21 protein-coding genes are annotated in these 17,769 nt (G+C 64.1%); 15 read left to right on the top strand and 6 right to left on the bottom strand.

What is annotated here, in order from left to right; translation table 11 throughout:
* Positions 1–27 precede the first annotated feature (27 nt).
* Genes rbfA through DM995_RS15830 form a run of 5 tightly spaced genes read left to right on the top strand, consistent with a single transcriptional unit; the run spans position 28 to position 2,272 of the window.
* Positions 28–450 (top strand): 30S ribosome-binding factor RbfA, encoded by a 423-nt coding sequence (rbfA, locus tag DM995_RS15850; protein WP_116970512.1) that lies wholly within the window; start codon positions 28–30, stop codon positions 448–450.
* Between the two features lie 31 nt (positions 451–481).
* Positions 482–766, top strand: coding sequence for an AbrB/MazE/SpoVT family DNA-binding domain-containing protein (locus DM995_RS15845; protein ID WP_116970045.1), 285 nt, complete (start codon positions 482–484; stop codon positions 764–766).
* Complete coding sequence (locus DM995_RS15840; protein WP_116970044.1) at positions 763–1,155, top strand: type II toxin-antitoxin system VapC family toxin; 393 nt, start codon at positions 763–765, stop codon at positions 1,153–1,155. Before DM995_RS15845 ends, DM995_RS15840 begins: the two co-directional genes overlap by 4 nt.
* Positions 1,155–1,730 (top strand): thymidine kinase, encoded by a 576-nt coding sequence (locus DM995_RS15835; RefSeq protein WP_116970043.1) that lies wholly within the window; start codon positions 1,155–1,157, stop codon positions 1,728–1,730. Before DM995_RS15840 ends, DM995_RS15835 begins: the two co-directional genes overlap by 1 nt.
* Entirely contained in the window at positions 1,727–2,272 is a 546-nt protein-coding gene (locus tag DM995_RS15830; RefSeq protein WP_116970042.1) for a GNAT family N-acetyltransferase, read from the top strand. The genes DM995_RS15835 and DM995_RS15830 overlap by 4 nt, the downstream gene beginning before the upstream one ends.
* On the opposite strand, the gene DM995_RS15825 is transcribed toward DM995_RS15830, so the two are convergent.
* On the bottom strand, positions 2,255–3,670 hold the full coding sequence (locus DM995_RS15825) for an alkaline phosphatase family protein (protein WP_116970040.1): 1,416 nt from the start codon (positions 3,668–3,670) through the stop codon (positions 2,255–2,257). The two genes, DM995_RS15830 and DM995_RS15825, sit on opposite strands and share 18 nt — an antisense overlap.
* A gap of 68 nt (positions 3,671–3,738) precedes the next feature.
* On the opposite strand from DM995_RS15825, the gene truB reads away from it, so the two are divergent.
* From truB to pnp, 3 genes are all read left to right on the top strand, one after another.
* On the top strand, positions 3,739–4,728 hold the full coding sequence (gene truB / locus DM995_RS15820; RefSeq protein WP_116970039.1) for a tRNA pseudouridine(55) synthase TruB: 990 nt from the start codon (positions 3,739–3,741) through the stop codon (positions 4,726–4,728).
* A gap of 18 nt (positions 4,729–4,746) precedes the next feature.
* Positions 4,747–5,016 (top strand): 30S ribosomal protein S15, encoded by a 270-nt coding sequence (gene rpsO / locus DM995_RS15815; protein ID WP_023838184.1) that lies wholly within the window; start codon positions 4,747–4,749, stop codon positions 5,014–5,016.
* 207 nt (positions 5,017–5,223) lie between these two features.
* Entirely contained in the window at positions 5,224–7,545 is a 2,322-nt protein-coding gene (gene pnp, locus DM995_RS15810; RefSeq protein WP_116970038.1) for a polyribonucleotide nucleotidyltransferase, read from the top strand.
* 123 nt (positions 7,546–7,668) lie between these two features.
* Here pnp and DM995_RS15805 read toward each other — a convergent pair whose 3' ends face one another.
* On the bottom strand, positions 7,669–8,946 hold the full coding sequence (locus DM995_RS15805) for a hypothetical protein (protein ID WP_157973240.1): 1,278 nt from the start codon (positions 8,944–8,946) through the stop codon (positions 7,669–7,671).
* A gap of 89 nt (positions 8,947–9,035) precedes the next feature.
* Between DM995_RS15805 and DM995_RS15800 the strand changes: the two genes are divergently transcribed.
* Together DM995_RS15800 and DM995_RS15795 are read left to right on the top strand one after the other, a co-directional pair.
* The gene (locus tag DM995_RS15800) at positions 9,036–9,386 is read left to right on the top strand and encodes a type II toxin-antitoxin system ParD family antitoxin (protein ID WP_232824438.1); all 351 of its coding nucleotides are present in this window, start codon (positions 9,036–9,038) and stop codon (positions 9,384–9,386) included.
* Positions 9,383–9,664, top strand: a complete 282-nt coding sequence (locus tag DM995_RS15795; protein ID WP_116970034.1) for a type II toxin-antitoxin system RelE/ParE family toxin — start codon at positions 9,383–9,385, stop codon at positions 9,662–9,664. Before DM995_RS15800 ends, DM995_RS15795 begins: the two co-directional genes overlap by 4 nt.
* Before the next feature lie 82 nt (positions 9,665–9,746).
* Here the strand turns inward: DM995_RS15795 and sdhA are convergent, their stop codons facing one another.
* Genes sdhA through sdhC form a run of 3 tightly spaced genes read right to left on the bottom strand, consistent with a single transcriptional unit; the run spans position 9,747 to position 12,385 of the window.
* Positions 9,747–11,549: a succinate dehydrogenase flavoprotein subunit gene (gene sdhA, locus DM995_RS15790; RefSeq protein WP_023838188.1), complete on the bottom strand. Its 1,803-nt coding sequence runs from the start codon at positions 11,547–11,549 to the stop codon at positions 9,747–9,749.
* Positions 11,549–11,938: a succinate dehydrogenase, hydrophobic membrane anchor protein gene (sdhD, locus tag DM995_RS15785; RefSeq protein ID WP_023838189.1), complete on the bottom strand. Its 390-nt coding sequence runs from the start codon at positions 11,936–11,938 to the stop codon at positions 11,549–11,551. The genes sdhA and sdhD overlap by 1 nt, the downstream gene beginning before the upstream one ends.
* A gap of 57 nt (positions 11,939–11,995) precedes the next feature.
* On the bottom strand, positions 11,996–12,385 hold the full coding sequence (gene sdhC / locus DM995_RS15780) for a succinate dehydrogenase, cytochrome b556 subunit (RefSeq protein ID WP_116970033.1): 390 nt from the start codon (positions 12,383–12,385) through the stop codon (positions 11,996–11,998).
* A gap of 220 nt (positions 12,386–12,605) precedes the next feature.
* Here sdhC and DM995_RS15775 point away from each other — a divergent pair, with 220 nt between their 5' ends.
* The 5 genes from DM995_RS15775 to DM995_RS15755 all read left to right on the top strand — a co-directional run bounded on the left by DM995_RS15775 (position 12,606) and on the right by DM995_RS15755 (position 17,130).
* The gene (locus DM995_RS15775) at positions 12,606–14,009 is read left to right on the top strand and encodes a methyl-accepting chemotaxis protein (RefSeq protein WP_116970032.1); all 1,404 of its coding nucleotides are present in this window, start codon (positions 12,606–12,608) and stop codon (positions 14,007–14,009) included.
* A gap of 59 nt (positions 14,010–14,068) precedes the next feature.
* On the top strand, positions 14,069–14,815 hold the full coding sequence (locus tag DM995_RS15770; RefSeq protein WP_031318141.1) for an SDR family NAD(P)-dependent oxidoreductase: 747 nt from the start codon (positions 14,069–14,071) through the stop codon (positions 14,813–14,815).
* An 8-nt stretch (positions 14,816–14,823) separates the two neighbouring features.
* Positions 14,824–15,114: a GIY-YIG nuclease family protein gene (locus DM995_RS15765; RefSeq protein ID WP_116970031.1), complete on the top strand. Its 291-nt coding sequence runs from the start codon at positions 14,824–14,826 to the stop codon at positions 15,112–15,114.
* Positions 15,115–15,281: 167 nt separating this feature from the next.
* Entirely contained in the window at positions 15,282–16,205 is a 924-nt protein-coding gene (locus DM995_RS15760) for a 50S ribosomal protein L11 methyltransferase (protein WP_116970030.1), read from the top strand.
* A 214-nt stretch (positions 16,206–16,419) separates the two neighbouring features.
* Complete coding sequence (locus DM995_RS15755; RefSeq protein WP_116970029.1) at positions 16,420–17,130, top strand: DUF2459 domain-containing protein; 711 nt, start codon at positions 16,420–16,422, stop codon at positions 17,128–17,130.
* Here the strand turns inward: DM995_RS15755 and DM995_RS15750 are convergent.
* A partial coding sequence (locus DM995_RS15750; RefSeq protein ID WP_353653369.1) for a DUF6596 domain-containing protein occupies positions 17,069–17,769 on the bottom strand: 701 nt, incomplete at its 5' end. The two genes, DM995_RS15755 and DM995_RS15750, sit on opposite strands and share 62 nt — an antisense overlap.

Genomic DNA, 17,769 nt, shown 5'->3' with positions numbered 1-17,769 from the left:
CGGCGGGGTATCGTGAAGGGAACGATCATGGCCAGGCATAACGATACCAGCCCGGATGGGCGTTCGGTGCGCGTGCTGCGCGTCGGCGAGCAGGTGCGCCATGTGCTGTCCGAACTGCTGACCCGCGGCGAGGTGCATGACGATGTGCTGAGCAGCACCACCGTCTCGGTCACCGAGGTGCGCATGTCGCCCGACCTGCGCCACGCGACCGTGTTCGTGAAGCCGCTGCTCGGCAGGGACGAAGAGGTGGTGCTCAAGGCGCTGCGGACCAACACCGCCTATTTCCAGCGCGAGGTCGCGCAGCGCGTGCGGATGAAATATGCCGCCAAGCTCAAATGGCTGGCCGATGACAGCTTCGACACCGGCAGCCATATCGACCGCCTGTTGAGCGACCCCAAGGTGGCCCAGGACCTGGGCGGAGACGGTGGCGAGGACAGCGGCGACGATTGACGTCTTACCAGGTAAGACGTATGCTGGCGCGATGAACGCCCGCGTCAAATTTTCCGCCAAGGGCCAGGTCGTGATCCCCAAGGATGTCCGCGACCGGTATCGCTTCGTGCACGGCGCGGTGGTGGAAATGGTCGAGACGCCGGAAGGCGTGTTGTTGAAGCGGCCGAAAATCCAGAAGGCGGCGACAGCAGAGGAGGCCTGGGCCCGCATCCGAGCGGCGGTGCACTATGACGGGCCCTATTTTTCCGACGATGAAATCCGTGATGGCATCGACCGTGCGATCAGGGAAAAATATGGCAAGCCGCAAGCTGAATGAGAGCGATTGATACGAATATCGTTCTACGGGCCATCATGGTCGACGACCCTGAGCAGGCCGCTGTGGCCAGCGAGTTGTTGAACCGTCCCGCATTTATTCCTCCCACAGTTCTGGTTGAAGTCGCTTGGGCGCTGCAATCGATATACAAGCTCGATAGGAGATCGATTTCCGAAGCGATGTCCGGTGTACTCGATCTACCGACCATATCGGTTGCTAACGAACCTGAGGTTCGATGGGCTCTGAAACGCCACGCCGAAGCCGCTTCTGATCTGGCAGACCTGCTGCACCTTGCATATTCCACAGAGGCCGAGCGGTTCACGACATTTGACAAGAAGTTGGCCTCGCAGGCGGGACCGAATCCGCCGATGCCGGTCGAGCTGATCCCCTGATGGCCAAGCTCTATTTTTATTATGCCTCCATGAACGCAGGCAAATCCTCCACGCTGCTCCAGGCGGCGTTCAACTATGCCGAGCGCGGGATGCGCGCGATGCTGTGGACCGCGGCGTTCGACGATCGCTATGGCGCGGGGCAGATTACCTCGCGCATCGGGCTCAAGGCACCGGCGCATCTGTTCGAGCCGGAAACCGACATTTTCGCGGCGGTGGCGCTGGACCTCGCCTCCGCCCCGCTCGATTGCGTGCTGATCGACGAGGCGCAGTTCCTCACCAAGGCGCAGGTCTTCCAGTGCGCGCGCATCTGCGACGAGCTCAGGATCCCGGTGCTCTGCTATGGCCTGCGCACCGATTTCCAGGCCGAGCTCTTCCCCGGCAGCGCGCAATTGCTGGCGATCGCCGACCAGCTGGTCGAGCTGAAGGCGGTGTGCGAATGCGGGGCCAAGGCGACGATGAACCTGCGCGTCGACGCAGCAGGCAACGCGGTCAAACACGGCGAGCAGACCGAGATCGGCGGCAACGACCGCTATATCGCGCTTTGCCGCAAGCATTTCATGGGGCGCATGGCATGAGCGGCCTCTGCCAGTTGCTGGTTGATGGCGACCTGCGGCTCGAGCCGCTCGCCGACCAGCATGTCGAGCCGCTGCGCGCCGCGTGCGCGCGCGATACCGAGATCTGGAACATCTATCCGATCTCGATGCTGGGCGAGCATTTCGACAAGGCGATGGAGGAATTCCACGCCACCACCAGCTGGGTGCGCTTCGCCGTGCTGTGGCGCGATTCTGTGGTCGGCATGTCGAACTATATCAACCCCGATGCGCGCAACCATGTTGTCGAGATCGGCGGGACCTATGTCGAGCCGGCGGCGCGGGGGGCTGCGGGGGTCAACACGCGGATGAAGCGGCTGATGATCGACCATGCCTTCGCGCAGGGCTTTACCCGCATCGAGTTCCGCGTCGATGCACGCAACCTCCGCAGCCAGGCCGCGGTGCGCAAATTGGGCGCGGTGCACGAAGGCACGCTGCGCCACAACCGCATCACCTGGACCGGCTATGTCCGCGATACCTGCGTGTTCGGCCTGCTCGAAAGCGACTGGTCAGGCCGCCGCGCGTGACCTGAGCAGCCCGGCGAGCGACTGGCCGCGCCGCTCGCCTGCCGCCTCGCCGATCCCCATCAGATCGAGCATCGTCGGATAGATGTCGAGGATCGACACCGGATCGGCATGGCGGACATGCTGGCCATTGGCGATCCACAGCGACCCCGAGGGGTGATGGCAGCCGCTCTTCACGCCTTCCATCGCGTAGAGCAGCGAACCGATGCTGTGCGTCTCGCCCGTCGCCGTATCGGTCATCGGGGTTTCGGCATCGATCTTCCAGCTGATCTGGCAGCCGAAATAGAGCGCGTCGGCATCGCCATCGTCGCGCGTGGCGAAGACCTGATAGCCATCGGCCAGCCGGAACGCCTCGAGCCGCGCCTTGGCCGCCGCCCGCTGGTCCTGATCGTCGAAGCGCAGCATGTACTGGTGCGTCATCGTCGGGTCGGCGCTGCGCGAAACGATGCCGCAACGCGCCAGAAAGCCCTTGTGATCGCGCAGCCGCAGGAAGTGCTGGCCGCCCTGGTTCTCGTAGCGCGCGAACGGCTGCTGGCTGAGCGCGGTCTGGAACACGATCAGCGCGTCATGCCGTGCCGCCAGATCAAGGAACCGCCCGACCATCGCATCCATCGCGACATAGCCGTCGCGGATCGCGCTGGCGTAACGGCCGATCTCGGCCGCATCGGGCTTCAACGTGAACGCATCGGGGTCCATGTGCCGCCAGTAGCTGTGCTGCAGATGCGCGACCGAGTTGGCGAAGAAGCTGGCAAAGCGCGGGCGGATGCGGCGGTAATAATGCGCGAACACGTCATATTGCAGCGCATCGAGGATCGCGACGCGCGCATGGCTGCCCGTGCTGCCCAGCTTTTCCCCCGCGAGTTGCGAGGTGATGCGCAGCACCGTGGCGGGCGACAGTCCGTGCGTCAGCGCAAAGCGCAGGAACGCGGCATAATCGCTCGCCGACAGCCGGTTCTCCGCATTGGAATATTCGCGCACATTATGCCCGACAAAACGGTTGTAGATGTTGAGCTCGGGCGGATAGGCATCGCCCTGCTCGCTCCACGGATCGCCGACATAGAGCGAGCCGGGCCGGGCAAAGGGCCGTGCGTTCATGCTGGCAAAGTTCATCACCGCGCTGCCCTGATCGGTCACCGCCTGCCAGATATCACGATGGCTGGCCCCGCGCCCGTCGGTCAGGCGAAAGACATGGTGCTGGTCAAAGGCCAGGCCGGTATGGATCGAATACCATTGAATCCACGGCTCGAGCTCTTCGGGGCTGGTCGTATCTGCCAGCGTCTCGAACACATGGCTCTGCCGGTGCAGGCGCCTGAAATTCGGCAGCGAGCCGTCCGCCATCCAGCGCTCGAGCAGCGGTGCGCACAGTTCGTTGAGTTCGAGCGAGAGGATCGGGCGGGTCATGGCCAATGCGCTTATCAGCCCCGTCTTGGCATTTGGTTAAGCAGGGCCGACCTGCTAACGGCGCCAGCATGCACGGATGGATCATTCTCGACAAGCCCTATGGCCTGGGATCGACCGACGCGGTGACCGCGATCAAGCGCGCGTTCCGCCAAGGCGGCTTCGGCAAGTTCAAGGTCGGCCATGGCGGCACGCTCGACCCGCTCGCCACCGGCGTGCTGCCGATCGCGCTAGGCGAGGCGACCAAGCTGACCGGCCAGATGCTCAACGGCGACAAGACCTATGATTTCACGGTCCGCTTCGGGGTGGAGACCGACACGCTCGATGTCGAGGGCAAGCGGGTGGCGGAAAGCGACGTGCGACCGACGCTGGCCGAGATCGAGGCGGTGCTGCCGCGCTTTACCGGGCCGATCGAACAGGTGCCGCCTGCGTTCTCGGCGCTCAAGGTTGACGGCCATCGCGCCTATGATCTGGCGCGCGCAGGCGAGACGGTGGAGCTGGCGAGCAGGAGCGTAACGGTGCATGCGCTCACGATCAGCCACAATCAGCCGGTCCCCCGCGCAGGCGGGGGCCCATCTCCGGACGGCGCGTCGAGCACGAGAGGTCAGGAGATGGACCCCTGCCTTCGCGGGGGAGCGGATGGGGACAGGGTTGAAGAGATCACCCTCTCCGCCCATGTCTCCAAGGGCACGTACATCCGCAGCCTTGCGCGCGACATCGCGCAGGCGATGGGCACGGTGGGCCATGTGACGATGCTCCGCCGCAGCCAGGCCGGGCCGTTCGGCCTCGCTGAGGCGATTTCGCTGGACAAACTGGACGAAATCCGCCAAGGCGCGGCCCCAGAAGACGTAATCTTGCCATTCGAGGCAGGGCTGGCCGACATCCCGGCTCTTGACCTCACTCCCGATCAGGCAAGGCGGCTCCGCATGGGGCAGGTCGTGACCGGGATTGCCGCACACGATGGGCGATATTGGGCGCGCGGGAGCGATGATGCTCCGCTCGCACTGGTATCGCTTTCGGACCACGAGGTCCGCGTGGTGCGCGGTTTCAACTTTGGATGATGTTCGAGGAATGAAGACATGACGATTACCGCAGAACGCAAGGAAGAAGTGATCAAGGAATATGCGCGCGAAGCCAACGACACCGGCTCGCCCGAGGTGCAGGTGGCCATCCTGACCGAGCGCATCAACAACCTGACCGAGCACTTCAAGTCGCACCACAAGGACAACCACTCGCGTCGCGGTCTTCTGATGATGGTCAACAAGCGTCGTTCGCTGCTCGACTATCTCAAGAAGAAGGACGAAGCCCGCTATACCGACCTGATCGGCAAGCTGGGTCTCCGCAAGTAACCATTCTCGAACGGCCCCCCAGCGGGGCCGTTCGTTTATCCGCGCCAGGAAATAATCGTGCGCGGTTTCCAAACGGCCTTTCCGCAATGAGGCGGATCAGGGCCAGCGGGGCAAGATATGGCCCCGAACCGCGCCAGGCCGGTCAGCCTGGCACCAGAAGAGGCCCCGGTCCGCAATAGGGCGTACCGGGTTCGATAAGGAAAATTCATGTTTGACGTAAAGACTGTAGAAATCGAGTGGGGCGGAAAGACCCTCAAGCTCGAAACGGGCCGCATTGCCCGTCAGGCGGACGGCGCTGTGCTGGCCACTTATGGCGAGACCGTGGTGCTGTGCGCCGTGACCGCCGCCAAGTCGGTGAAGGAAGGCCAGGACTTCTTCCCGCTGACCGTCCACTACCAGGAAAAATTCTCCGCAGCAGGCCGCATCCCCGGCGGCTTCTTCAAGCGTGAGCGCGGCGCGACCGAGAAGGAAACGCTGACCAGCCGCCTGATCGACCGTCCCGTCCGCCCGCTGTTCCCCGAAGGTTTCTACAACGAGATCAACGTGATCGCGCAGGTCCTGTCGTTCGACGGCGAATCCGAGCCCGATATCGTTGCGATGGTCGCCGCCTCGGCTGCGCTCACGCTGTCGGGCGTGCCCTTCATGGGCCCGATCGGCGCCGCGCGCATCGGCTACAAGGATGGCGAATATCAGCTCAATCCGTCGATGGACGAGGTCAAGGAAGGCGAACTCGATCTGGTCGTCGCCGCAACGCATGACGCGGTGATGATGGTCGAATCGGAAGCCAAGGAGCTGTCCGAGGAAGTGATGCTCGGCGCGGTGGAATTCGCGCACGAGGCCTGCCGCCAGGTTACCGACGTGATCATCAAGCTGGCCGAACAGGCCGCCAAGGATCCGTGGGAAATGGCTCCGCAGGCTGACCTGAGCGCTGCCAAGCAGAAGCTTCGCGACCTGATCGGTGCGGACATTGCAGCGGCCTACAAGCTGACCGACAAGTCGGCCCGCTCGAATGCGCTCAACGAAGCGCGTGCCAAGGCCAAGGAAGCCTTTGCCGATGCGACGCCGCAGGACCAGATGGCCGCGCAGAAGCTGATGAAGAAGCTGGAAGCGGAAATCGTCCGCGGTGCCATCCTCAAGGACGGCAGCCGCATCGATGGCCGCACCACCACGCAGATCCGTCCGATCGAGGCGATGGTCGGCTTCCTGCCGCGCACCCACGGCTCGGCGCTGTTCACGCGCGGTGAAACCCAGTCGATCTGCACCACCACGCTGGGCACCAAGGACAGCGAGCAGATGATCGACGGCCTGACCGGCCTGTCGTACGAGAGCTTCATGCTGCATTATAACTTCCCGCCCTATTCGGTCGGTGAAGTCGGCCGCTTCGGCGCGCCGGGCCGTCGTGAAGTCGGCCATGGCAAGCTGGCATGGCGTGCGTTGCACCCCGTGCTGCCCAGCAAGGACGAGTTCCCCTATACCATCCGTGTCCTCTCCGACATTACCGAGTCCAACGGCTCGTCGTCGATGGCCACGGTGTGCGGCGGTTCCTTGTCGATGATGGACGCGGGCGTTCCCTTGAAGCGTCCAGTCTCGGGCATCGCCATGGGTCTGATCCTCGAAGGCAGCGAATTCGCGGTGCTCTCCGACATCCTGGGTGACGAGGATCACCTCGGCGACATGGACTTCAAGGTCGCCGGCACGTCCGAAGGCATCACCACGATGCAGATGGACATCAAGATCGCCGGCATCACCCGCGAGATCATGGCGCAGGCGCTGGCGCAGGCCAAGGAAGGCCGCGCGCACATCCTGGGCGAAATGGCCAAGGCACTGGGCGAAGTCCGCACCGAACTGTCGGCCCATGCTCCGCGCATCGAGACGATCCAGATCGACAAGTCGAAGATCCGCGAAGTCATCGGCACCGGCGGCAAGGTGATCCGCGAGATCGTCGCCGAAACCGGCGCGAAGGTGGATATCGACGACGAAGGCCTGATCAAGATCAGCTCGTCCGACCTCAGCCAGATCGAGGCTGCCAAGAAGTGGATTCTGGGCATCGTCGAGGAAGCCGAAGTCGGCAAGATCTACAACGGCAAGGTCGTCAACCTGGTCGATTTCGGCGCGTTCGTGAACTTCATGGGCGGCAAGGACGGCCTGGTCCACGTGTCGGAAATCCGCAACGAGCGGGTCGAGAAGGTGGCCGATGTCCTGTCCGAAGGCCAGGAAGTCAAGGTCAAGGTTCTCGAGATCGATCCGCGCGGCAAGGTGCGCCTGTCGATGCGCGTCGTCGATCAGGAAACCGGTGAAGAGCTGGAAGACACCCGCCCTGCCCGCGAACCGCGCGAGCGTGGTGATCGCGGCGAACGTCGCCCCCGTCGCGATGGCGATGGCGGTCGCGGTCGCGGTGGTGACCGTGGTGGCGATCGCGGCGAACGTTCGGGCGGAGGCGGCCGCGGCCGTGGTCGTCCCGAGCGCTCGGAAGGCGGCGAGAGCGGCGGCGACGCCGGCCTGCCCGACTTCATCACCGGCGAAAGCTGAGACTGGCAGTTTGCTGCTGGCGTTGCGGGTTCATCCCGTGACGTGACAAAGACCGGCCGGAAGCTCCGCGCTTCCGGCCGGTTTTTTTGTCGGGCGGCGGTCCGGAATGTCCCCCGGAGCGCGTTACTCGGCAGCCTCCCCGGCTTCCTGCTCAGCCTCTGCCTGCTCTTTGCGCTTCTGGAAGTACGCGATCCATTCGGGGCTCTGCGGAATCGCATCGCCTGTGTCGATCTGTGTCAGCTTGGCACCGCTCAGCGCAAATGACTGGACAATGGCGGGCCACAATTCGTCCGACACAGCAACGAACAGATACACATTCTTGTAGACGCCCGGCTTCAGGCGCTTCGCATAAGCTTGAAGCACTTGCGCAAGGTTGGCTTCATCCGCTGATCCGATGGCGACAGCATCCTCCAGTTCACCTTCGCTCTCCTTCAGCAATTCATTCAGAGACTGTAGCGATCTCCCGTAATCCTTGGACGCTGGTGGTTCCAGAACGAAGGTCCATGGGGTTTCTGGCGGCTGTATTGCGCTGTCTGGTGGCGGCAGCTCAGCCTCTTCATCTGACAGAAAAAGGAACTCTGCATCAGGGTCGCGGAAAGGCGTCAGCCGCCGATAGGCTTCCACGAGATACTCGTATAACTGCCCCGGATCGGTCGGCTTGACCAGTGGTTGGGTGATAAACGCGAACCACGCCTGCTCTGCCGCCTCATCCTCTGCCAGCGAAATTCGTGCGAGTTCGTCGATCGTCGCCTGCATTGCAGGGTCGATTGCGTCGATCGCGCCTGTTTCCAGCGCAAACCGATACAGCACTGGTGCGGGATCAGGCGACTGCCTGGTTGAGGGGAGATTGACCGGGATGACCAGCATGGTTCCGTCGGGCGACAGGCTGGCTTCCTCGCGCCATTGCAGGGAACTCACGCTTCGCGGCATGGCCCGGACATGGCTTCTGGTCAGGAAGTCGGTCAGCGCCATCTTGCGGACCACGGAACCGTCCGAGCGATAGATGACGACGACATCGTCACCGTAGCCCATCAAGTGCCAGTTATCCAGAGTGACGAAATAGCGTCCAGAGGGCGCAACAAGTACGTTGACCGGGGCGACATCGTTGACCAGCTTTCCCTGCCATATCGCTGTCCACGCGCCGGTCGCGTCCCTGGTCTCCAGTACGGCCATGGGTGACTTGACCGCACTTGCCGGATATTGTCCGGCCAGCCCACTACTCTCGATCTTCCCCTCGAAAAAATCGAGTTGATTGGTGAGCTCTCGTGGCGTTAGCGTCAATCGCGCCGAGCCGTCTGACGCCAGATAGACTTCCTTCTCGGGAAGAGCCCAGCTATCCGCGCGGGCAACATCAGCAGTGCTGACCAGAATTAGACCGATCAAGGCGAGAACATATTTCATGGGCATGATCCTGCCCCGAAATACCACTCAACTCCAGACAGCAAATTTGCCCAAGATCGTGGGCAAGGTTTGGCAAGTTAAGTTCATCCTTGAACGGCCATTGCAACCGACATCGCGGATGCTCGCACCTACCAGCCAAGCACTTCCTTGGCCCGGTTACCAAAATCTGGTATCGCTGCCCCATGAGCAAGAACACATCCATCGCGCTCGGCGCGCCGTTTCAGGAATTTGCCCGCCGCAAGGTGGAATCGGGCGAGTACGGCTCGACCAGCGAGGTCGTGCGCGAGGCGATGCGGCGGTTGATGGCCGATGAACTGAGGCTGGAGGCCCTGCGCGCCGCAATTCAGGAAGGCATCGATAGCGGGCCTGCCGAACCCCTTTCCTTCGACGATTTCATCGCGGAGATGAAAGCCCCCGCAAAGGATGCCGACGCAGCATGAAGCGATGGCGCCTGACGCGAAAGGCGCGTGCTGACCTGGCTGACATCTGGAACTATACCGCTGACCTGTGGGGCGTCGCACAAGCCGAACGCTGTATCCGGCAGATCGAGATGGAACTGACTGCGGCCAGCCAGGGAAAAGCCTTGGCGCGACCGATCGATGCCTATTGGCGGGTGAAGTCCGGCCACCATTTCTGCATTTTCCGCAAACTGTCCGACGGTGACATCGAAGTCATCCGCATCCTGCACGAGCGGATGGATATCGACCGGCACCTCTGACACGGCCCAAAATGCTTCGGGGCAGGAACCGCCTGCGGTGCCTGCCCCGAAATTCATCTTTGCCAGATGGCCAATCAGCCGATCAGTACACCCGCTTCTTGGGCTTGATATACTCGACCTCGTCGCTGAGCGTGTATTCGTGGACCGGGCGGTAATCGAGCGTCACCTTGCCGCCCTTGCCGCCCCAACCTTCGAACCAGCTGACGGTGTGCTTCATGAAATTGGCATCGTCGCGTTCGGGATAATCCTCGTGCATGTGCGCGCCGCGGCTTTCCTTGCGGGCATGTGCGCTTTCGATGGTGCAGACCGCCTGGCTGAGCAGGTTGTCGAGCTCGAGCGTCTCGATCAGGTCGGTATTCCAGATCAGCGAGCGGTCGGTGACGTGGACGTCCTCCATCCGCTTGTTCACCTGCTGCATCAGCGCGGTGCCTTCCTGCAGCAGCTGCGTGTCGCGGAACACCGCGGCGTGCTTCTGCATCGTCTTCTGCATGTCCATGCGGATCTGCGCGGTGGGCGAACCGCCCTTGGCGTTGCGGAAATGGTCGAGACGCGACAGCGCCAGATCGGCCGAATCCTTGGGCAGTGCCTTGTGCGGGCTGCCCGGCTTGATCGTGTCGCGCAGGTGATGGCCGGTCGCGCGGCCGAACACCACAAGGTCGATCAGCGAGTTCGAGCCCAGACGGTTCGCGCCGTGCACCGAAACGCACGCGGCCTCGCCTACGGCATAGAGGCCGGGGACCACGGTGTCGGGGTTGCCATCCTTGATGGTGACGACCTGGCCGTGATAATTGCAGGGAATACCGCCCATATTGTAGTGCACCGTCGGCACCACCGGCAGCGGCTGGCGCGTCAGGTCGACGCCGGCAAAGATCTTGCCGGTCTCGGTAATGCCCGGCAGGCGTTCGGCCAGCACCTTCTCGTCGATATGGTCGAGATGCAGGTAGATATGGTCGTTTTCCTTGCCGACACCGCGGCCTTCGCGGATTTCGGCGGCCATCGAGCGGCTGACCACGTCGCGGCTCGCCAGGTCCTTGGCCGAGGGGGCATAGCGCTCCATGAAGCGCTCGCCTTCGGAATTGGTGAGATAACCGCCCTCGCCGCGCGCGCCTTCGGTGATCAGCACGCCCGCGCCATAGATGCCGGTCGGGTGGAACTGGACGAATTCCATGTCCTGCAGCGGCAGGCCTGCGCGCAGCACCATCGCGCCGCCGTCACCGGTGCAGGTATGCGCCGAGGTGGCGGAGAAATAGCAGCGGCCCGATCCGCCCGTCGCCAGCACCACGGCATGGCTGCGGAAGCGGTGGATCGATCCGTCTTCCATGCACAAGGCGATCACACCGCGGCACGCGCCGTCTTCCATGATCAGGTCGATGGCGAAATATTCGATGAAGAAGTCCGAATCGTACTTGAGCGACTGCTGGTACAAGGCGTGCAGCATCGCATGGCCGGTCCGGTCGGCCGCGGCGCAGGTACGCTGCACCGGCGGGCCTTCGCCCATGTTCTGCATGTGCCCGCCGAACGGCCGCTGGTAGATCGTGCCGTTGTCGTTGCGGCTGAACGGCACGCCAGCATGCTCCAGTTCATAGACCGCAGCAGGCGCTTCGCGCACCATGTACTCGATCGCGTCCTGATCGCCCAGCCAGTCCGAACCCTTGACGGTATCGTACATGTGCCACGACCAGTGATCGGGCGAGTTGTTGCCCAGGCTCGCGGCGATGCCGCCCTGCGCCGCCACGGTATGGCTGCGGGTAGGGAAAACCTTGGTGATGCACGCGGTCTTCAGGCCCGCCTCGGCGCTGCCCATGGTGGCGCGCAGGCCCGATCCGCCCGCGCCGACGACAACCGTGTCGTACACATGGTCGATGATCTTGTAGGCTTCGGTCATCAGCTTGCAGCTCCGGCAAAGGCAATGCGCGCAACGGCGAAGATGCCGAGGGCGGCCCCGGCAACGGCGTAGAAGTTGAGCAGCAGGATCACGCCGAACTTGGTGCCATGGTCATGCACATAATCCTCGACGATGACCTGAAGGCCCAGGCGCAGGTGATAGAAAACGGTGACGATCAGCAGGATCATCGCGGTGGCGGGCAGCGGCGCGGAAAGCCACGCGGTGACCGTCGCATGGTCGAGCGCGGGCAGGCTGACCAGCGAGGCGATGAACCAGATCATCAGGATGAGATTGCTGACCGCGGTGACGCGTTGCATCACCCAGTGATGCGTCCCCGTCTTGGCGGACCCCAGCCCGCGAACCTTGCCAATTCTGGTGCCACTTCCCATGGTCGACTCCCAGCGCGGGCCCCATAGCCCATAGCGCTCATCAGATAATTCAAAGGATCAGGCGAAAAAGATGATCGCCCACAAAAACGCGGTCAGCACGATCGACAGCAGCGGCAGCAGCGCCGCCCAGCGGTTGTTGCCGTCGACCTCGTACCCTGCGCCGATATCGAGCACGAAATGGCGCAGACCCGAAAGCATGTGCTGGAAGAACGCCCAGGACAGGCCGATCATCAGCAGATAACCGATCGGGCTCGTGGCCCAGCCGACATACCAGGCATAAGCCTCGGGGCCGCTGGCGAGTGCCATCAGCCAGCCGACGAGAAGAATCCCGCCGATCACGGCCATGCCGTCTCCGGTGGCGCGGTGGAGGATCGAGACCAGCATGGCCGGGCCCCAACGCCAGATGGATAGGTGCGGCGACAGCGGCCTGCCCGATGGTTTTGCCATGGTCTCCCCCGTTTATACGATCGTGTTCATCAGCGAATTTGCGTCCCGCGCCTGTTTAGCCGATTGCCCAAATGATGCAATTGTTGATTGCGCGCGCGCGTTTGCAGGCCCGGCGCCATGCTGCGCAGCGAAGCCGCTCCGCTGGTCGCGGCAATAACCCCGCGTTAACCATGTAGGCATATGCCGTTTGCGGAAGCACCCCGGAAGCCGAGAGGACGTAATGGCAGACCCCAAACTGGATTCGAAAGGCAGCGCCGATTTCAAGGCGCTCTATCAGTCCGTGGCGCACGAACTCTCGATCAGCCAGCGACTGTCGGCCTTCGACCTGACCGGAGATCTGCCGCGCTACGCGCGCAAGGCCCTCGATCTGCTCGAAAAGGATCAGGACGCGATCGCGCTCGCCTTCTGGGAGCATTACAGCCGCATCGCCAATCTGGCAGAAAAGGGTCGCGATCTCGAGACGCTCAAGCAGCGCCATGTGGAATCGAGCCGCATCTACACGCGCGAGAAGATGGCCAATCTGGGCGGTCAGACCTGGGTGGAGATGGCCTTTACCCATGCGCTGTCGGCGAGCAAGCTTGGCGTGCCCATGTGGCAGTTGCTCGCCGCCAATGCGCACACGCATGATTTTGCCATCGAAAGGATGCGCGCGCGGCTGAACGACGACATGGACCAGTTCCTTCCGCTGGCGCGCGCCACCGCGCAGGTGATGGTGATCGAGGCGGAGATCATGTCGTTCGCGATCAACGCGATGACGCATCGCGAGGCGCAGATGGTGCGCACCGCACAGACCGCAAGCTTCAAGCAGACCGTCGACGGCGAGCTGCAACAGGCCTCGCATCTGGGCACCGGGCTCAAGAGCCAGGTCGTCAATGCTTCGGAAGCCGCGCGGCAGATGCTCGGCCGTTCGTCCGAGGTTGCCGCCGCCGCCGAACAATCCGCCATCGCCATGCGCGAGGCGGCACAGACCGCTGCCGGGCTGATCCGCGCCATCGAGGATGCGCGCAGCGAGGTGGAGATTGCCGCCGACGTCGCCGAACGCGCCTCGCGCGAGGCGGGCCATGCGGTGGCCAGCACGCAGACGCTCTCGACCCATGCCGAGTCGATCGAATCGATCCTCAGCCTGATCCGCGACATTGCCGGGCAGACCAACCTGCTCGCGCTCAACGCCACGATCGAGGCAGCGCGCGCGGGCGATGCCGGACGCGGCTTTGCCGTGGTGGCGCAGGAGGTGAAGAGCCTGGCCAACCAGACCGCGCGCGCCACCGACGATATCGCGCACAAGATCACCGCGATCCAGCAGGCCACGCGCGACACCGTCGCATCGAACGATTCGGTGCGCGCCACGGTGAGCGAGGTGCAATCGAGCGCCGACCGCATCCGCGAGGCGATGGAAATCCAGGCGCAAACCGTGACGATCATCACCGCCGCGGTCGATGAGACCGCTCTGGCGGCCGACTCGATGTCGAACACCATCGGCACCATCCGCGTCGACACCGAGAGCCTGGCGAGCGAGATGGACAAGGTGGGGGCAGGGTTCAGCCATCTGCAGAACCAGCTGGTCGAGCTGCGCAACCGGTCGGACCGCTTCGCCGTCGAGATCGGCCTCGCCAAGAGCGCCTGATTGTCCGCAGCGCGTTGCGGCGATGGACCGGGCGGCGGCGCGGCGATATGCTGGCGCGCATGATCAGCGTCGAACAGAATATCCTCGTCACCGGCTCCAGCCGCGGCATCGGCCGCGCCATTGCCGACCTTCTCCACGAAGCCGGGCATCGCGTGGTCGGCCATGCCAGCCGTCCATTCCCCGATGACAGCCCGGATGCGCCCGAATGGGACGTGGTCGCGGCCGATTTCGGCGATTTTCGCGGGCCCGACCTGCTCTGGCAGGAAGCGATCGACCTGCTCGACGGGCGCATCGATGTCCTGATCAACAATGCCGGCATCTTTGCGGCCAATCCGATCGAGCGGGGTGATGCCGAATGGCTAGCCGCCTGGGACGAGACGATGACGATCAACCTCACCGCGAGCGCGCAATTGTGCCGCTTTGCCGTGCAGCATTTTCTCGACCACGGCAATGAAGGCCGCATCGTCAACATCGCCAGCCGCGCCGCCTATCGCGGCGACAGCCCGGCGCACTGGCATTATGCCGCGTCCAAGGGCGGGATGGTGGCCATGACCAAGTCGATCGCGCGCGCCTATGCGGCGCAAGGCATCTACGCCTTCGCCATCTGCCCCGGCTTCACCATGACCGGGATGGCCGAGGATTATCTCTCGAGCCGCGGCGGTGACAAGCTGCTCGCCGACATCCCGCTCGGCCGCGTCGCCATGCCCGACGAGGTCGCCACCATGGCCAGCTTCTGCGCCATCGACGCGCCGCCCTCGATGACCGGCGCGGTGCTCGACGTGAACGGAGCGAGCTACGTGCGCTAGGGGATGAGATGAAGGGGGGCTGGGTGTACATGATGGCGGACCGCTATCGGGGCACCATCTATACCGGTGTAACGGCGGACATCGGACGCCGGGTGGAGCAGCATCGATCTGACGGTGGGTCACGTTTCGTCAAACGATATGGCCTCGACCGGCTCGTTTATACCGAATGGCATGACGAGATCGAACTCGCGATCGCGCAGGAAAAGGCGATCAAGAAATGGCGCCGCCAATGGAAGATTGACCTGATCGAGCAGGCAAACCCGAATTGGGAAGACCTGTCACACCTCATCAACGCGTGATCCGAGCGCACCGTATTTCGTCACCCCCGCGAAGGCGGGGGTCCCGCTTCCTTTCTGAGCTCTGTGGATAAGCGGGATTCCCGCGTTCGCGGGAATGACGGGATTGGCAAAGTGAAGAGCGTTTCCCTAAAGGTGTGCGAGCCTCCACGCGAACAAGGACCCACGCATTGGACAACTGGAAAGTCACCATCCCCTGCACGCTCGCCGAGGCGCAGGCCGTGACCGAGGACATGACGCTCGACGACGGCAGCTTCGGCAATCCCAGCCTGGTGGCAAGCGAGGTCGATGCCTATGCCGATCCGCAAGCACCGGGAAGCTGGGCGCTGCATGCCTATTTTACCGAGGAGCCCCAGGCCGAGTGGATCGAGACGCTGCGCGGCCTCGTCCCCAGCGCCGCCGATGCGGCCCTCGCCGCCGAGTTGCTGCCCGACGAGGACTGGGTGACGCTGAGCCAGGCCGGGCTCGAACCGATCCGCGCCGGACGCTTCCATGTCCATACGCCCGAAATGCCCGCGTCCGACGAACCGGGCGTGCGCAGCTTCGAGATTCCTGCGAGCCTCGCCTTCGGCACCGGGCACCACAACACCACGCGCGGGTGCCTGATGGTGCTCGATTCGATGGAGGCCGCCGGGCTGCGCGTCACCAACCATATCGATATCGGCACCGGCACCGGGCTGCTCGCCTTTGCCGCGATGCACCTGTGGCCCGAGGCGCGGGCCATCGCGAGCGACATCGACCCGGTCTGCGGTCCGGCGGTCGAGCATAATGCGGCGAGCAACGGGATTGCGATCGGCAACCAGCCCGGCGAACTCGCGATGGTGATCGCCGAGGGGCTGGACGATGCCAGGCTGCAGGCGCGAGCGCCCTATGATCTGGTCATCGCCAATATCCTGGCCGGGCCGCTGATCGAGCTTTCTGCCGATGTCGCCGCCGTCACCGCACCCCGGGGCCATACCGTGCTGTCCGGACTGCTCGGCACGCAGGCCGAGGCGGTGTCGGCTGCCTATCGCGATCAGGGCTTTGCGCTGGAGGAGCGGCTGGACCTGGGTGACTGGACGGTATTGCGGCTGTGCAAGCGCGGCGAGGCCTGACCGTAACGCCTTTCCGGCGCAATCTCCGGCGAAAGCCGGAGTCCAGAGTGATGTCGCGCAATCTCGCTTCTGGACTCGAGCTTTCGCCGGAGAACGGAACTCACAGCAGTTTTCATACACCCCAGTTCGTCACCCCCGCGAAGGCGGGGGTCCCGCTTCCTCTCGAACGCCCCGCACAAGCGGGATTCCACTTTCGCGGGAATGACGGAGGACAATGAAGCGCGCACGCGCCCTGTTCGCCTGGCTGGCGCTGATCGCAGGCCTCGCCTTTGCCGCGGGCGAGATCGGCGGGCTGTGCGGCACCAACACGCAGTGGCGCGCGCCGGAGGATGGCGTGACCATCTATGTCGAGACCAACGGCTTCCATACCGGCTTCATCCTGCCCGCGCGCGCCGAAGGGATCGACTGGCACCGCATCTTCCCGCCGACCGACCTCGGCGACATCCGCTATCATGCCACCGGTGCGACCGATCATGTCGCGATCAGCTGGGGCGAGCGCGATTTCTATCTGAACACCCCCGACTGGCGGGAGCTCGACCCCGCGACCATGGCGCGCGCCGCGATCGGCAGCGACGCGACGCTCATCCACATCTATCACATGAACCGCCCGCAAGAGGGGCGTTACGCGCGCAAGCTGGTGATCAGCCATGCCGCCTATCGCCAGCTCGCCGCACGGCTGATGGCGGACGTGGCGATTCCCGAGCGCGGGCCGCTCCAGCCCATCCCCGGCTATGGCGGCGACGATGTCTTCTACCCCGCCCATGGCCGCTATTCGGCGGTCCGCAGTTGCAACGCCTGGACCGGCGACCATCTGCGCGCGATCGGTGTGCGGATCGGCGCGTGGACCCCGGCCGAGCACCATGTCATGCGCTGGTTTCCCGAAGCTTCCTCTCGAGGAACAGCCGCTCCGCGCGTGCCGGATTGAGCATCAGCGCCGTGCGATAGGCCGCCGCCGCGCCCTCAGGGTCGCCCGTTTGCGCGAGCAAATGCCCACGCGCCGCGTACCACGGGCGATAGCTTGCGAGCTTGTCGCTGCCCAAAGCTTCGAGCGCGGCCAGTCCGGCCTCGGCCCCCTCGACCTTCGACAGCGCGATGGCACGATTGATCGCCGTCACCGGTCCGGGACGCAGCAGGCTGAGCAGATCATAGAGCTTGAGGATCGCCGCCCAGTCGGTCTGCCCCTCCCCCTTGCGCCGCGCATGGGTGAGGTGGATCGCGGCCATCAGCTGATACGGCCCGCTGCGCCCGATCGCCGCCGCGCGCCGCATCAGCCTGGCCGCCGACGCGATCAGCCCGTCGTTCCACAGGCCGCAATTCTGCTCGCTGAGCGGGATCATCCGCCCCGCGCCATCGACCCGCGCCCCGCGCCGCGCCTCGGCGAGCTGCACCAAAGCGGCCAGCCCCAGCACCTCGGGATCGTCGGGCAGCAGGTCGGCGAGCATATCGGTGAGCCGCAGCACCTCGGGCCCCAGATCGGCGGTCGGCTCGCTGCCCGCAGCATCCTGAAAGGCCAGCGCATAGCCGATATCGAGCGTCGCCAGCACCGATTGCAGCCGCCCGGCCC

Origin of the sequence: Blastomonas sp. UPD001, assembly GCF_003426715.1 — a bacterium.
GTDB lineage: Bacteria > Pseudomonadota > Alphaproteobacteria > Sphingomonadales > Sphingomonadaceae > Blastomonas.
The sequence above is the reverse complement of the archived record's forward strand: the minus strand, read 5'-3'. Positions and strand labels throughout refer to the sequence as shown.

Bases quoted from the DNA above. Each gene is read 5' to 3' on its own strand.
- rbfA (WP_116970512.1), top strand. From the start codon at position 28: ATGGCCAGGCATAACGATACCAGCCCGGATGGGCGTTCGGTGCGCGTG.
- DM995_RS15845 (WP_116970045.1), top strand. From the start codon at position 482: ATGAACGCCCGCGTCAAATTTTCCGCCAAGGGCCAGGTCGTGATCCCC.
- DM995_RS15840 (WP_116970044.1), top strand. From the start codon at position 763: ATGAGAGCGATTGATACGAATATCGTTCTACGGGCCATCATGGTCGAC.
- DM995_RS15835 (WP_116970043.1), top strand. From the start codon at position 1,155: ATGGCCAAGCTCTATTTTTATTATGCCTCCATGAACGCAGGCAAATCC.
- DM995_RS15830 (WP_116970042.1), top strand. From the start codon at position 1,727: ATGAGCGGCCTCTGCCAGTTGCTGGTTGATGGCGACCTGCGGCTCGAG.
- DM995_RS15825 (WP_116970040.1), bottom strand. From the start codon at position 3,670: ATGACCCGCCCGATCCTCTCGCTCGAACTCAACGAACTGTGCGCACCG.
- truB (WP_116970039.1), top strand. From the start codon at position 3,739: ATGCACGGATGGATCATTCTCGACAAGCCCTATGGCCTGGGATCGACC.
- rpsO (WP_023838184.1), top strand. From the start codon at position 4,747: ATGACGATTACCGCAGAACGCAAGGAAGAAGTGATCAAGGAATATGCG.
- pnp (WP_116970038.1), top strand. From the start codon at position 5,224: ATGTTTGACGTAAAGACTGTAGAAATCGAGTGGGGCGGAAAGACCCTC.
- DM995_RS15805 (WP_157973240.1), bottom strand. From the start codon at position 8,946: ATGAAATATGTTCTCGCCTTGATCGGTCTAATTCTGGTCAGCACTGCT.
- DM995_RS15795 (WP_116970034.1), top strand. From the start codon at position 9,383: ATGAAGCGATGGCGCCTGACGCGAAAGGCGCGTGCTGACCTGGCTGAC.
- sdhA (WP_023838188.1), bottom strand. From the start codon at position 11,549: ATGACCGAAGCCTACAAGATCATCGACCATGTGTACGACACGGTTGTC.
- sdhD (WP_023838189.1), bottom strand. From the start codon at position 11,938: ATGGGAAGTGGCACCAGAATTGGCAAGGTTCGCGGGCTGGGGTCCGCC.
- sdhC (WP_116970033.1), bottom strand. From the start codon at position 12,385: ATGGCAAAACCATCGGGCAGGCCGCTGTCGCCGCACCTATCCATCTGG.
- DM995_RS15775 (WP_116970032.1), top strand. From the start codon at position 12,606: ATGGCAGACCCCAAACTGGATTCGAAAGGCAGCGCCGATTTCAAGGCG.
- DM995_RS15770 (WP_031318141.1), top strand. From the start codon at position 14,069: ATGATCAGCGTCGAACAGAATATCCTCGTCACCGGCTCCAGCCGCGGC.
- DM995_RS15765 (WP_116970031.1), top strand. From the start codon at position 14,824: ATGAAGGGGGGCTGGGTGTACATGATGGCGGACCGCTATCGGGGCACC.
- DM995_RS15755 (WP_116970029.1), top strand. From the start codon at position 16,420: ATGAAGCGCGCACGCGCCCTGTTCGCCTGGCTGGCGCTGATCGCAGGC.